Source organism: Pontivivens nitratireducens (assembly GCF_014235845.1).
GTDB lineage: Bacteria > Pseudomonadota > Alphaproteobacteria > Rhodobacterales > Rhodobacteraceae > Pontivivens > Pontivivens nitratireducens.
Map to the genome: position 1 here is coordinate 1 of NZ_JACJUQ010000003.1, position 13,683 is coordinate 13,683.

Below are 13,683 nucleotides of genomic sequence, written 5' to 3' on the forward strand. Positions count from 1 at the left end.
ATCGAAATCCGGAGAACTTCCTGGCAGCCATCAAGCTCGCAGCGATCCGCATCTGGATTGCTGATCAATGAGTCCACACCCTAGCGCAGCCAGAGGTCGGCGGCGCGCAGGCGTTTGCGGATGTCCGCCTCATGCGGGGGCAGACCGTCCGCGAACAATGCGCGCGCCGCGGTACCGCCCCCGCGATAGAGCATTCTGTGGAACGGGGGATAGCGTTTGAGCAACTTCTTGACCCGGTTTATCTGCGCGACCTGTTCCAGCCGTGCGATCACAGCGTCGGGTTCGCGGGCATAGGCCAGTGGCAGAGTGCGCCAGTGGCAGGTCGACGCCCCGTCGAGGCCGGGAACCGCGCGCGGGGCACCGCCCTCGGCCGCGATGACTAGTGGCAGGGCGATCTGATCCAGCCACGGCATCAGCGCCTGTCCCGCCAGCGCCTCACCCGGATCGCTGCGGATCTCCGTCGCATATCTTGCGAACAGCTTGCCAAACCGGCGCGGGCAGGGACCGAAGAACCATCCGGCGTTGTAATAGGGATATCGCTGCCAATCGCCGGGTGGATGGGCGGTATCCTCAATCAACTCCAGGCCGAATCGCTCATGCAGGGCGCGCCAGATCTCACTCCTGTCCGGGCCGCCGGGCACAGGGTTCGGCCAACTCGCCGTGCGGCGCAGACTGGCAGCGGGGCGGGCGGTGTCGATCCGGGGCAGGGGGCCCAGAAACAGCGTGTCGGTGTCGAAAAAGAGGAACGGTTCTGCCTCAGGCAAGGCAGCAAGGGCTTCGATCTTGTTGCCATGAGGATAGGCTGCGCCGAAATGCCTGCATTCGAACGGAGTGATCGGTGCGTGGCGTTCCAGCTCCCCCCTGATATCGGGGTCCGCGATGCGCGGATCCGTCGGCCATAACGGGCCGGGTTGCGGCTCCATCAACCACAGCCGCATGTCGGGGGAGGGTACATAGCTGGCGGTCGCCAACAGCGCCTCATAGGCCAGCCGCCCCTCCTGTACCACGATCATCACGTTCAGCGGCATGGTGCCCCCATCAAGAAGCGTTGCGCTCTCCTCACGCTTACAGTATGCAGCGGGCGGACGCACCCATAGCTCAGCTGGATAGAGCGCTGCCCTCCGAAGGCAGAGGCCTCAGGTTCGAATCCTGATGGGTGCACCATGACTTTTCCACCGCATTGAATTTGTTCTAAGACCTTGAAAAAAAGACAGTTGGTGTTCGAAGGCCTTGATTCCGGCTATATGCAACCGGCTCCAAAAAGGCCAATCTCAGCACCGTCCGACGCCACATCAAGTTCACTTTTTCAAAGATATTCCAAGTACTTGTTAGAAACTGGAGCGCGTGTTCGAACTGTTTCTTCATGGTGTAGCGGGGTTTGCCCACAGAAGTCCGGCTTCTCTTCAGAGAGCAGCTTGATCCCACAGCGTCTCGACCAAACCTTTCAGATGATCATTTGCCGTGGCCACATGCACATGGATGTGCCTCCCAGAGGCGGTCGCTAAAATTCGGGCCAGTGGGTAAGGTGGATCACATGACGAAAGAAGTGATCCGAAATGAAGAACGACAGAACCATTCGGCTGAGTTTAAGGCGCGTGTTGCACTTGATGCGATCCGCGAGCAGCTGACGCTGGCGGCGGAGATTGAGAAGCTGTATGCGACGAATGGGCCACAGGTGATAAAGCGGGATTTCTGGTCGATGCCTCGCTCCATTTGCTCGGGGCGCGAGGCAAAAAATGGTTGCCCTGCTACAATACCGACCGGCCCCATTCGACCCACGGTATCTTGACCCCCAACGAGGCCTATGGCAGCAAACAGAACCCATGAGGTTAGCAGCCTAAGTGAACCCTGATCTAGCTCAACAAGGCTGCAAACTGGTCGAATAACCAGGACCACCTCAAAAGGACAGATTTCGGCATGACTACAGGCAAGTTGCAGACACTCGACCGTGGCATCGAAGCATTGCTGCTGGTGGCCAAAGCACCTGAGGGACTCACGGTCAGCAATCTTGCGACTCGACTAGGCCTGCATCGCGCGGTCACCTACCGAATTGTTGCGACGCTGGCCGATCGTGGCATGGTCCGACGCGTGGGGGACGGTTGTATCGTGCTGGGCGCGAATGCGTATCTACTCGGCGGGAATACCGTGGATAATATCCGCGCCATGGCTCTCCCGGTTCTGGAAGACCTTGCTAAGAGATGCGAGGCAACTGCTTTTCTGTCTATGGCTGACAGCGAGGAATGTGTAGTAGTGCTATCCGCTGAGCCACGGGACGTAGCTGTCACCATTCGTTACCGGGTTGGACGGCGCCATCCGATTACCCTCGGTGCCGCCGGGATCGCCATTCTTGCGGCGCGCCCCGAAACGGAAGCAGATTCTCAAGATGTCCGTTCTGCTCGTAAACTTGGCTACAGTATTACGCGCAGCCAATTGCATAAGGGTGCAGTGGGTGTATCCAGTGCGCTGCGTCTCACTGGTGGTGGGTTTGCAAGACATGAGTTTTCGGTCGGAGTGGTTGCTTTCGAGGACCTGGATTTGGATGCTGCAACAGCAGCCGTCGCGGACGCGGCACAAACACTGTCGAAGATGATCACCTCCCTGTCTTTGTAGAATGTCGAGTTTTGCATAAGGCGACAGTCCGTTTGCCGCATAACGCCGGGAAGCGGGACCGCGCAGTCCGAGGGCGTCATCGGCCTGCCGCATCAACAGCAGACTACTGTCGGATCTGAGGTGCGTGCGCGGTAACTGCCGCGGCCTCCGGCTGTCGAAATCCACCCGATTGTTCCGTTCAGAACCCGCTTCCTCCGGATCATCCGTGAAACATGCCGCATATCCTTTAATATCATGATTTATATGGATAATGCAGCGATCAGCACGGCAAAATCAGCAGATCACCTCGGAATACGCGACTATGAGCGCACAGGTTGTAACTATATTAGTCATTGCCTGCCCATTCCGCCTGAAGTAAAAGTGGCCTCGAACATCGCGATTGGGACGGGGGAGCGAGATTGAGAGGAGGCAACGAGATGGCCGACCAAACCGCAAATACTGCGAGTGAATGCCCGTTCAGTGGCGCGGCCTCTAAGGCGCAGAGTTGTCCCATTACTGACCCGGCAGCCTTGGCCCGCGAATTTGACGCTTTCCAGGGACCTTACCAATTGGACCCCGCGGAAGCCCTGCGCTGGTCGCGCGATCAGCTTCCCGTATTTTACGCCCCCAAACTAGGATACTGGGTTGTCTCACGCTACGATGACATCAAATCGGTATTCCGCGATCCGATCCTGTTTTCCCCGCGCAATGTGCTAGAGAAAATCACGCCTGCCACGCCTGAGGCGCAGGAAATCCTCAAGAGCTATGATTATGGCATGGCCCGCACCTTGGTGAATGAGGACGAGCCTGCGCATATGGAGCGTCGCCGTGCGCTGCAAGATCATTTTATGCCCGAAAAGCTGGAACAGCAGCAGGACATGATCCGCCGACTGACCCGCGAAAAGATTGATGCCTTTATCGATAGCGGGCGGGTCGATCTGATCGATGGCATGTTATACGAAGTGCCGCTTTTGGTGGCGCTACATTTTCTTGGCGTGCCCGAAGATGAAATCGCCACCCTCAAAACATTTACACTGGCCCATTCGGTCAACACATGGGGAAAGCCGTCAGATCAAAAGCAGATCGAGGTCGCTCATGACGTAGGGCGTTTCTGGCAGTACGCAGGCGAGGTTATCGAAAAGATGCGCGGCCAGCCCGAGGGCACGGGTTGGATGCATCACACAATCCGAATGAACGCCGAGATCCCTGAGGTTGTCACCGACAGTTATGTGCATTCGATGATGATGGCCATCATCGTTGCCGCACATGAGACAACGTCACTGGCTTCTGCCAATATGTTCAAGACTCTGCTGACCCATCGCGACGCATGGAACGACATCTGCGCCGATCCGTCGTTGATCCCCAATGCGGTGGAGGAATGTTTGCGCTATGCGGGGTCAACCGTTGCCTGGCGTCGCCAGACCACCGCGCCGACAACTCTGAACGGTGTCGACCTGCCGGAAGGTGCGAAGTTGTTGATCGTGCAGGCTTCCGGCAACCAAGACGAGCGGCATTTCGAGGGAGGCGATACCCTGGACATTTACCGCGACAACGCCATCGATCACCTGACCTTCGGCTATGGAGCGCATCAATGCATGGGCAAGAACATCGGCCGGATGGAAATGCGGATTTTCCTGGAAGAAGTGACGCGCCGCCTGCCACATCTGCGCCTGGCCGACCAAGAATTCTCTTACATGCCCAACACCTCTTTCCGTGGTCCCGATGAGCTATGGGTCGAATGGGATCCTGCGCAGAACCCAGAACGGACCGATCCGAGCGCGACGGAGCTTCACCGCAGATTTCCCGTGGGTCCCCCCGCGTGGCGCGACATCGCCCGCAAGGTGCGTATTTCCGAAGTGCGCCGGGAAGCTGACGGTATTCTCGGCCTGACCATCGAGGACGCACAGGGCCGCCCTCTGCCGAAATGGAGCGCCGGATCCCATATCGAGCTATGCGTAGGCGATTATAATCGCAAATATTCGCTGTGCGGATCACCTGACGATGACAGCTACCATGTCGCCATCTTGCGCGAGGATATGGGGCGTGGTGGGTCGCGATACATCCACGATACCATTCATGCAGGCGCGGAAATCCGGATGCGAGGACCGGCCAACCTGTTCCATCTGGACGAGACTGCGCCGCATGTGGTGCTGGTCGCGGGCGGCATCGGCATCACACCGATCCTTGCCATGGCCGACCGTTTGAAAACCTTGGGGCACAGCTATGAGCTGCACTATGCCGGCCGGTCGAAATCAACCATGGCATTTCTCAACCGCGTGATCCAAGATCATGGTGCGGTGCTGTCGCTGTACGCAGGGGACGAAGGACGTCGAATGGACCTTTCCGCCGTTGTGTCTGGACTCAACGATGGCGCGCAGGTCTATGCTTGTGGTCCGCAGAGACTGCTCAGCACGCTGGAGACGCTGACGAATGATTTTCCGGAGGGCACCTATCACTTTGAACATTTTTCCTCCAATGCCTCGGTAATTGATCCCGACAAAGAACAGGCGTTTCAGGTTGAGTTGGCGGACTCGGGTCAGGTGCTGAATATTGCGTCCGACACAACATTGTTGGATGCGATATTGGCGGCGGGCATCGACGTTGCTTGCGATTGTCGTGAAGGTTTGTGCGGCTCTTGCGAGGTGGCGGTTATCGAGGGAGAGATCGACCATCGAGACATGGTTCTAACGCGCGCCGAACGGATCGAAAGCAAACGCATGATGACTTGCTGTTCGCGTGGTAAAGACGGGGCGCGGATCAAGCTTGCCCTTTAAAAACACTACTCAAGAAATAACTCTGACAAACTGGGGAGCCAAAAATGTCACCTAAAAGAACCTTTATAGCCACCATTGCCACAACGGCCGCTCTGGCCACCAGCGTTCAGGCGGAAACAACGCTAAAGATCAGCCACTATACGCCTGCCCTGCACGGTATCCAGACTGATTTCCTTGTGCCATGGAGCGAGCAGGTGACTGAATGCACGGACGGCGAAGTCCAGTTCGAGATCTTTGCCGCAGGCAGCCAGCTGGGCAATGTGGCGCGCCAGCAAGAACAGGTTTTAGCCGGAGTCGTCGACATCGCCCACGGATTGCACGGCATTCCACGCGGCCGCTTTCCGCGTACCTCGTTGATCGACATGCCGTTCCTTACCAATGACGCCGGTGCCGCCAGTCAGGCACTGTGGGATTTGCTGCCGACACATCTGGCCGAGGAATACGAAGGTCTCAAGGTTCTCGCGCTTCACGCTCACAACAGCGGGCTGCTGCACACCAACTCCACAAAAGTCGAGACGATGGAGGATATGGAGGGTCTGCGCATTCGCACGCCCAGCCCTGCCGTGTCGCAAATGCTGTCCACGCTGGGCGCCGACCCTCAGGGCCTGCCACCGAGTGAAGTCTATGAAAGCTTGCAACGCGGCGTCATCGACGGCACCGTTTTTCCTTGGGATCCGGTCAAAAGCTTTGGCCTGAACGAGGTGCTGAATTATCATCTGGACTTGCGCGCCTACACAGTTTCGTTTTTCTTCGTGATGAATGAGAATTCCTATGACAGTCTCAGCGAAAAGGCTCAGTCCTGTATCGATGAGGCCTCGGGCGCGGATTTGGTGGCGAAGTTCGGCGACTGGTGGGACGCATGGGATGCACCGGGCCGCCAGGGCGCCATCGAGGCCGGCCATGAGATCACCGAACTGTCTGAGGACGAACGGGCCCGTTGGCGCGAAGCCTTGCAGCCGATGATGGACAGCTATCTACAGTCGATCGAGGAGAGCGGCGTGGATAATGCCACAGAAATCTATCAGGCGATGCAGGACAAGATCGCCGAGTATGAAGCCGCGCAGCAGGATTAGGGCGTTTCGACCTTTCATTGATACCGAACACCACTTTTCGCATCCGCCCAAACGGGGTGGATGCGAACTTGCGAAGCAAGGTTCAATGGAACGTCCATGCCCGGTCGGTTTGTAGATCGGGTTTTGGCCCTGGGGGCCAGGTTTTTTCATGGGAGATCATCACTTGGTACAGGTTGCAAAGTTGACAGGTTGGCTGATCCAGGGGCTGGCAATTCTGGGTGTGGCTGCTTTTGGCGCTGCGGCTCTTGTCACGGTGGTCGATATTCTGGGACGGCGTATCGGGTATCCAATCGAAGGCGTCGTGGATCTGGTGCAACTGTCCGTCGTCACCGGTGCTTGGCTGACGATGCCGTTTGCGTTTTATACGGCGACGCATGTCACCGTCGATTTCCTGCTGGCGGCACTACCCGCCAGTCTGGTGATTCCACTAAAAGTGCTGGGGGCTCTGGCCAGTTTCGTACTGGTCGGCCTGATGCTGTGGCGGGGCTACCTGACGTTTGAGACGCGCACCATGTTCGGTGACAAGTCGCAGCAACTGGGCATTCCCATCGCTTGGTACTGGTACCCGCTGCTGGTCGGGCTGGCGGTGTCGCTGCCAGCAATCCTTCTGGAATCGGTGAAATCAATAAAACAAGAGTTGGGACATGAGTGATCCGACCCTTGGCCTTGTCGGCTTTGTCGCGGCACTGGCGCTTATAGCGTTTGGCCTGCCGGTCGCGATTTCGATGGGCGTTATCGGCGCTTTGGGCTACTGGTATCTGAACGGTTGGATGGGCGTAGCCTATATCCTCGGGTCCAGCCCCTTTGAATCGATCTTTCCCTATTCATTTTCGGTGATCCCGCTGTTCGTCATGATGGGGGTGTTTGCATCACATGCCGGACTTTCACGGTCGCTGTTCAATGCCATAAATGCGTTTATCGGCCATCGACGGGGCGGTCTGGCAGTTACCACTGTCGGTGCCAGCGCATTCTTTGGCGCGATCTGTGGATCATCACTTGCAACCGTGGCGACCATCGGTCGCGTTGCTCTGCCCGAGATGAAACGCCACGGCTACGATCCGTCACTCTCCACTGCCACTGTCGCGGCAGGTGGCACATTGGGCGTATTGATTCCGCCCTCGGTTCTGTTGGTGATTTACGGGCTTCTGACGCAAAGTTCCATCGGGCAGTTGTTTATCGGAGCACTGCTGCCGGGTATTCTGGGTGCGCTGTTATATGCCGGAGCCATCATGGTTCAGGTGCGTATGAAACCTGATATGGCACCACCGTCCAAACGGACAGATTGGGCTAGTCGCATCCGTTACCTGGGACAAGTCTGGCAGGTGCTCGCCCTGTTTGTGTTGGTCATCGGCGGCATCTATGTGGGCTGGTTTTCCCCCACAGAAGCGGCGGCCGTAGGCGCAGTGGGTGCCTTCTTCCTGGCGGTGTTTTCGGGCGAACTGAACCGTAAGTCTCTTGTTGCTTCTGTGTTCGAAATCGCAGGTCTCACTGCGATGATCTTCCTAATTCTGATCGGTGCTGCGCTTTTCAACTTCTTTCTTGAGAATACCGGTCTGCCGCAAATGTTGATCGAACAGATCCACAGTTCCGGGCTGACACCGATGGTAGTCATGGTGCTGATATTGATCTTTTACGTGATCCTTGGCTGCTTCATGGACGCGATGTCGATGATCCTACTCACAGTGCCGTTATTGGCACCCGTGGCGCTGGAGCTGGACTTCAATCTGATCTGGTTCGGCATCGTGGTAGTGACAGTCGCGGAGATCGGACTGATCACGCCGCCCATCGGCATGAACCTTTTCGTAGTGCAGGCAGCGTCACGCGATGTGTCACAGTCCACAGTCATCAAGGGCATCCTGCCGTTCATCCTGGCGGACATTCTGCGGCTGTCGATCCTCGTCGCATTCCCCGCGATTGTACTATGGCTACCGAGTCAAACGTTCTGAAGCCCGTTGGAACGGCAAACAGACGTCTTGTAGCCGCGACTGCCCGGCTGGCGTGGGGCACTTGCGCTTCGCTTTCATTTGTCACGCCAAGGACGCCGATCTTGCCAATAGCAGGACTGTGGCTAGACCCACTGGACCTGCGCCGGCAATAGCTACCTAGTGAGAGAGAGCCGCCGTGCAATTCTTCCGGTCGCGGGAACGGATAGACTTGTACTCATAAAACGCGAAAGCTCGGTTTTCAGTCGATGGCCGATGCATCATCAAGCTCTGTTTTTGTATTTTCATTTTTGGTTGTGCCGGCAGCGCGATCGGCCAATGCTGAACCCGTTGGCGCGCTTTCTCCGTATTGTCGTCGGATGTCTTTTGAAATCAAATCGCCTGCAAACAGGATATGCTCCTGCATGCGGTTCGATGCGCGCATGGATTGACCAGCCTGAAGGCAAGAAAGGATTTGTTCGTGATCCCTTTGCGATCCCTCCAATAGAACCATATTCGGCGACGCGCCGATGGTCGCGATCACCTTGAATGACATCATCGGCATGAGCGCCACATGTGCCAGGGAGTTGCTGAGGGTTTCATTCCCTGCGGCGTCGACGATTGTCTGGTGAAAACGGTTGTTCATGTTGCGCCACTCTTCATGCTGAAACCGCGACGCACCCTTCCCAAGAAGATCTCGCCCTTCTGCCACGCAGGCTTCGAGCGTAGCCGAGGTTTCTGCCGACAGGCCTGTTTCGGCGACTATTTGGGAGGCAAGAGCCTCTAGCGCGGCACGCACCATATGAGCCTCGGAAATGGTTTCATGGTTGACGCTGCGCACGCGGTATCCGCGTTGGGCTTCGTAGACCAACAATCCTTCGTTCGACAATGTTTGCAGGGCGGCACGGACAGGGGTGCGCGAAATGCCCAGATATTCACTGACCTGACGCTCGGTGATCGACGGACCGGTAGAAAATTCACCGTTCAATATGGCGACGCGCAACTTCTCAACGGCTTTTTCAACAAGGGTCAATTTCATCTCACTGGTATACATTTTAGCAATTTATAAACGAAAAAGTTGACCTAATCCAGGTAAATGTATACCAATCGAGAGATCGCAGTATCCTCTGAGGAGAAACAAATGACTATCAACGGATTGCATCATGTCGCCTACAGATGTCGCGACGCCAAGGAGACGACTGAGTTCTACAAGAAGTATATGGACCTTGATTTGACCATCGCGGTTGCGGAGAACGAAGTACCGTCAACCGGTGAATGGTCCCCGCATGTTCACATCTTTTTGGAAATGGGCGACGGTTCGTTCCTGGCGTTTTTCGAACTCCCTGAATCTCCCGAGATGCAAATGGATGCGAACACTCCTGACTGGGTGCAACATCTTGCACTCAAGGTGGCCGATATGGAGACGCTGGAACGATATAAGAAACGTTTGGTGGATGGTGGCATTGATGTCGTTGGGCCGGCCGATCACAAGATATGCCAATCGATCTACTTTTTTGATCCGAACGGGCACCGGATGGAGCTGGCTGTAGACACAACCTCGCCGGAGATGGCCAGAGAGTTGGGCCGCAGGGCAAAGCCGATGCTGGAAGAGTGGAGCAAGACCAAGCGCGCACCTGACGTGGATGAATTCATGCACGGCAATGTGAGAGGGTGACGAGATGGCTGGCAGCAACACAACATTAAAATCATACGATATTGTGAGGGTGCCAGTCATCGTTCAATTCCGTGAGGAAGCCGCGTTTACTGAGACCTACGGGTTCACTGGCAGTCAAGGCTCGGTGTTTCTGGAGGGACAGCGAATAATTCCGCAGGATTTACCTTCGGACACTGTTCTTGTTTTCATGCATCCTGCGTCGACCTTGCACCTGATGCCCCTGCCCGTTGCATTAGCTAAAGCTGGTTTTCACGTGCTTTCCTGCGCCTCGCGCTATGCCAAGAACGATACCGCATTGATTATGGAAAAAGTATGCGCGGATTTGGGCGCATATATCCGGTATGCCCGTGAAGAGTTGGGTTATCGCAACGTCGTCCTGTGTGGCTGGAGCGGTGGCGGATCACTTGCAGTGTTCTATCAAAGTCAAGCCGAGCATCCCTCGATTACGCAAACGCCAGTTGGGGACGTGTACGATCTGACACGCGCGAAGCTGCCGCCCGCCGATGCGGTCATGTTCATCGCCGCACATACGGGGCGAGCGCGGATTTTGTCAGAATGGATCGATCCTTCAGTCATGGATGAAAGTAATCCCGACATTCGTGACACTGCTTTTGATCTTTACGCCGAAAATGGTCCGAAACCGCCTTACGATGCGGATTTTGTGGTCGAGTTTCGCAAACGCCAACTTGCGCGTATGAGAAGGATTACCGACACGGTTCTGGAGCAACTTGCACATTTAAAACGCGGTGGTGGAGCAGAAATCGAACGTCCCTTTATTGTGCACCGGACCATGGCAGATCCGCGTTTTCTGGACCCAACACAAGAACCAAATGAGCGCCGCCCCGGCTGGAGCTATCTTGGAAATCCCGAAACCGTAAATACCGGACCAGTAGGGCTCGCCCGTTTTAGCACCCTGCGCGCCTGGCTTTCTCAGTGGTCACCAAATCATTCGCGCGCCGATGCAGAAGAATGCGTCGGGCACATTGCCTGTCCGCTGTTGCTGATCGAAAATGGTGCCGATGACGCGGTGCCGCCCAGCCATCCTGCTTGCGTATTTGAGGCCGGCAAAATGGCGGACAAGACGTACCTTCGGGTAGACGGCGCAACGCATTATTACCGCGAACAACCTGAAAAGCAGGCAGAAGTTATCCGCGAAATACGCGCCTGGCTCAAGGAACGGTTGCTGCTCCGTTAAAACGAGAGCGTTTCCACGTTTCGTTGAAACGCAGTTACGAGGCACGGTCTTTCTCACTGGCCAGTAACGAATATGCAAACTCCATATTTTCCAAGGTTTGACGGAACGCAAGAATAGGTCTGAATACAAGGGCCGCAAACAGGACTACGAAATGACGAAAAGACCTCGCGATGAAAATAACACGCTCGGAACTAAAGGAGGCCCGTTGGACGGGATCCGCGTAATAGAATTGGGGCATTTCATAGCGGCCCCTTTCTGTGCTCGTCTTCTTGCGGACCTCGGGGCCGAAGTGATCAAGGTGGAGCCTCCATCTGGAGATCCAGTGCGTGAATGGGGACTGAAGAAGGACGGTAATTCGATATGGTGGTCCGTACACGGCCGTAACAAGCAGACGGTTACTGCTAACCTCAAATCTGAGGCCGGCCGACAGATTGTGATTGATTTGGTGAAGCAATCCGATGTGCTGATCGAAAATTTTCGAGCCGGACACCTGGCTCAACTGGGCCTTTCTGATGAAGTCTTGCGGGAGGCGAACCAACGGCTGATAATCGCGCACGTTTCCGGCTTTGGTCAAACGGGTCCGGACAAGGATCGCTCGGGTTTTGGCGCGATTGGTGAAGCTATGGGCGGGCTACGCTATTTGACCAATCACGCTCCGGGTACAACTGATCTGCCACCTGTACGGGTGGGTATTAGCATCGGCGATAGCATTGCCGGTATGTACGCAGCGATTGGAATCATTTCCGGGCTTTGGCAGCGGGATCATGTTGGCGGTACAAACCAGGGCCAGCCTGTTGATGTCGCACTGACGGAATCGGTCTTAAGCATGATGGAAGGGTTGATTCCAGAGCATAGTGTCTTGGGAGTAGTACGAGAACCGGTTGGCGCACGTATTCCTACCGCCGCACCTACGAGTGCGTATCGCAGCGCTGATGGAAAGTGGATCGTTATAGCGGCGAATTCCCAACCTCTCTTCGCCAGCCTCTGCACTGTGATGGAACGCCCTGAATTATCAGAAGACCCGCGGTTTAGGGACAATCAAAGCAGGGTGAACAATGTTGACGCTCTGGATGACGCGATTCAAAGTTGGACGGAAGGACTGGATATCGAGCAGATAGAGGCAGCACTGGTCAAAGGCAACATTCCCGCAAGTCGGATTTACAACGCAGAAGATATCGCGCTAGATCGACAGTATCGCGCACGCGGCATGGTTCATGAGGTGGAGGATCCACTGATAGGAAGGGTGTCGCACCCCGGTGTCGTACCGCATATGCCTGAATCGGAACGGCATCTTTGCTGGACCGGACGCAAGATCGGCGCGGACAGTGACACTATCCTTTCCACACTTTTGGGTATGTCCAAAGAGAGGATCGAGGAACTGCGCAGAGAGGGTGCGATATGAACACTTCAGTTACACTCGTTGAAGTTGGCCCCCGTGACGGTTTTCAATCGGTGGGTCCGTTTATACCGACCGAGAAGAAATTGCACTTCCTGACACAACTGGACGCATGTGGACTGCATGATATCGAGATCGGCTCGTTCGTCAGCCAAAAGGCGTTACCGCAACTGGCCGATACGCCGACCCTCCTCGAACTGGCCCGCGATATTCCGAGGCTCCGCCCTCGGGTTCTGGTCCCTACATTGCAGCAAGGACGAAGGGCGTTAGCAGCCGACGCCCCCTGTCTGGCTTTCGTACTTTCGGTTTCCGAGGCGCACAACCGCTCGAATGTGCGGCGCACACCAGAAGCGTCGGCGAGCGAATATGTGGCATTGGCAACAAGTCTGCCTGACGACAAAGAAATGCGGCTTAATATTGGGACCGCTTTTGATTGCCCATTTGAGGGGCGGGTTCAAGTGGATGATGTGGTGCGATTGCTCGAGCCATTGATCTCCGCCTTGCCACGTGCAGAGTTTTGCCTATGCGATACGACCGGTCGTGCGGATCCGAAGCAGGTTTCGGACCTCTTCAAAGCGGTAGGCGAAAGTTTCGGACGTGATCTGCGCTGGGCCTTTCACGCTCATGACACCTATGGGCTTGGCGCAGCGAATGTGTATGCTGCATTTCTCCAGGGCGTGCGTGTTTTCGATGCTTCCATAGCAGGGCTAGGAGGATGTCCATTCGCGCCCGGTGCAACAGGCAACGTCGCAACCGAAGACCTTATCTACATGTTTGAGAAAATGGGCGTCTCGACAGGATGCGATTTGGACAGAATGGTTGCGTTGGCAGGCGAGGCAGCCTTACTGCCTGGCGCACAATCCGGCGGACGGGCCAGACAAGCAATTACAGCGCGGTATGCGGCAGAATTGAATAGTTCCAGCACATAAACGGGGACTGCCCGCCAAATCAAACCGCGGGCCACGCCAGCCAATCTGCCAGAGATATAACATGAGCCGTTATTACTGAGCAGCCGTGCACAGCAATTCTATCCGATGCCGCTTTTCATATAGCAGGCTT

The 13,683-nt window shown here is 56.0% G+C and carries 12 protein-coding genes and 1 tRNA gene; 11 read left to right on the forward strand and 2 right to left on the reverse strand.

Features of this window, described 5'->3' with window-relative positions:
• Positions 1–80: 80 nt before the first annotated feature.
• Positions 81–1,028, reverse strand: coding sequence for a hypothetical protein (locus tag H1S03_RS04515; protein WP_185803355.1), 948 nt, complete (start codon positions 1,026–1,028; stop codon positions 81–83).
• Between the two features lie 59 nt (positions 1,029–1,087).
• Between H1S03_RS04515 and H1S03_RS04520 the strand changes: the two genes are divergently transcribed.
• The 7 genes from H1S03_RS04520 (at position 1,088) to H1S03_RS04550 (ending at position 8,382) form a co-directional block, all read left to right on the forward strand.
• A tRNA-Arg gene (locus tag H1S03_RS04520) sits at positions 1,088–1,164 on the forward strand.
• A 370-nt stretch (positions 1,165–1,534) separates the two neighbouring features.
• Entirely contained in the window at positions 1,535–1,789 is a 255-nt protein-coding gene (locus H1S03_RS04525) for a hypothetical protein (protein WP_185803356.1), read from the forward strand.
• A 128-nt stretch (positions 1,790–1,917) separates the two neighbouring features.
• Positions 1,918–2,610, forward strand: coding sequence for a helix-turn-helix domain-containing protein (locus H1S03_RS04530; RefSeq protein ID WP_185803357.1), 693 nt, complete (start codon positions 1,918–1,920; stop codon positions 2,608–2,610).
• Positions 2,611–3,026: 416 nt separating this feature from the next.
• Complete coding sequence (locus tag H1S03_RS04535; protein WP_185803358.1) at positions 3,027–5,363, forward strand: cytochrome P450/oxidoreductase; 2,337 nt, start codon at positions 3,027–3,029, stop codon at positions 5,361–5,363.
• A gap of 44 nt (positions 5,364–5,407) precedes the next feature.
• Positions 5,408–6,436, forward strand: a complete 1,029-nt coding sequence (locus H1S03_RS04540) for a TRAP transporter substrate-binding protein (RefSeq protein WP_185803359.1) — start codon at positions 5,408–5,410, stop codon at positions 6,434–6,436.
• Between the two features lie 163 nt (positions 6,437–6,599).
• A complete protein-coding gene (locus H1S03_RS04545) occupies positions 6,600–7,088 on the forward strand; it encodes a TRAP transporter small permease (protein ID WP_221892595.1) in 489 nt (162 codons plus the stop codon).
• The gene (locus H1S03_RS04550; RefSeq protein ID WP_185803361.1) at positions 7,081–8,382 is read left to right on the forward strand and encodes a TRAP transporter large permease; all 1,302 of its coding nucleotides are present in this window, start codon (positions 7,081–7,083) and stop codon (positions 8,380–8,382) included. The genes H1S03_RS04545 and H1S03_RS04550 overlap by 8 nt, the downstream gene beginning before the upstream one ends.
• 238 nt (positions 8,383–8,620) lie before the next feature.
• On the opposite strand, the gene H1S03_RS04555 is transcribed toward H1S03_RS04550, so the two are convergent.
• On the reverse strand, positions 8,621–9,397 hold the full coding sequence (locus H1S03_RS04555) for a GntR family transcriptional regulator (protein WP_185803362.1): 777 nt from the start codon (positions 9,395–9,397) through the stop codon (positions 8,621–8,623).
• A 102-nt stretch (positions 9,398–9,499) separates the two neighbouring features.
• On the opposite strand from H1S03_RS04555, the gene H1S03_RS04560 reads away from it, so the two are divergent.
• The 4 genes from H1S03_RS04560 to H1S03_RS04575 all read left to right on the forward strand — a co-directional run bounded on the left by H1S03_RS04560 (position 9,500) and on the right by H1S03_RS04575 (position 13,553).
• Positions 9,500–10,033, forward strand: coding sequence for a VOC family protein (locus H1S03_RS04560; protein ID WP_185803363.1), 534 nt, complete (start codon positions 9,500–9,502; stop codon positions 10,031–10,033).
• A gap of 4 nt (positions 10,034–10,037) precedes the next feature.
• Positions 10,038–11,228: an alpha/beta hydrolase gene (locus H1S03_RS04565; protein WP_185803364.1), complete on the forward strand. Its 1,191-nt coding sequence runs from the start codon at positions 10,038–10,040 to the stop codon at positions 11,226–11,228.
• A gap of 97 nt (positions 11,229–11,325) precedes the next feature.
• Positions 11,326–12,630 carry a CaiB/BaiF CoA transferase family protein gene (locus H1S03_RS04570; RefSeq protein ID WP_249777805.1) on the forward strand — a complete coding sequence of 435 codons (1,305 nt, stop codon included), beginning with the start codon at positions 11,326–11,328 and terminating at the stop codon, positions 12,628–12,630.
• Positions 12,627–13,553 (forward strand): hydroxymethylglutaryl-CoA lyase, encoded by a 927-nt coding sequence (locus H1S03_RS04575; protein ID WP_185803365.1) that lies wholly within the window; start codon positions 12,627–12,629, stop codon positions 13,551–13,553. The genes H1S03_RS04570 and H1S03_RS04575 overlap by 4 nt, the downstream gene beginning before the upstream one ends.
• Positions 13,554–13,683 lie beyond the last annotated feature (130 nt).

What these genes read in the sequence shown, in the direction of transcription:
- H1S03_RS04515 (WP_185803355.1), bottom strand. Translation starts at nt 1,028, where the DNA reads ATGCCGCTGAACGTGATGATCGTGGTACAGGAGGGGCGGCTGGCCTAT.
- H1S03_RS04525 (WP_185803356.1), top strand. Translation starts at nt 1,535, where the DNA reads ATGACGAAAGAAGTGATCCGAAATGAAGAACGACAGAACCATTCGGCT.
- H1S03_RS04530 (WP_185803357.1), top strand. Translation starts at nt 1,918, where the DNA reads ATGACTACAGGCAAGTTGCAGACACTCGACCGTGGCATCGAAGCATTG.
- H1S03_RS04535 (WP_185803358.1), top strand. Translation starts at nt 3,027, where the DNA reads ATGGCCGACCAAACCGCAAATACTGCGAGTGAATGCCCGTTCAGTGGC.
- H1S03_RS04540 (WP_185803359.1), top strand. Translation starts at nt 5,408, where the DNA reads ATGTCACCTAAAAGAACCTTTATAGCCACCATTGCCACAACGGCCGCT.
- H1S03_RS04550 (WP_185803361.1), top strand. Translation starts at nt 7,081, where the DNA reads ATGAGTGATCCGACCCTTGGCCTTGTCGGCTTTGTCGCGGCACTGGCG.
- H1S03_RS04555 (WP_185803362.1), bottom strand. Translation starts at nt 9,397, where the DNA reads ATGAAATTGACCCTTGTTGAAAAAGCCGTTGAGAAGTTGCGCGTCGCC.
- H1S03_RS04560 (WP_185803363.1), top strand. Translation starts at nt 9,500, where the DNA reads ATGACTATCAACGGATTGCATCATGTCGCCTACAGATGTCGCGACGCC.
- H1S03_RS04565 (WP_185803364.1), top strand. Translation starts at nt 10,038, where the DNA reads ATGGCTGGCAGCAACACAACATTAAAATCATACGATATTGTGAGGGTG.
- H1S03_RS04575 (WP_185803365.1), top strand. Translation starts at nt 12,627, where the DNA reads ATGAACACTTCAGTTACACTCGTTGAAGTTGGCCCCCGTGACGGTTTT.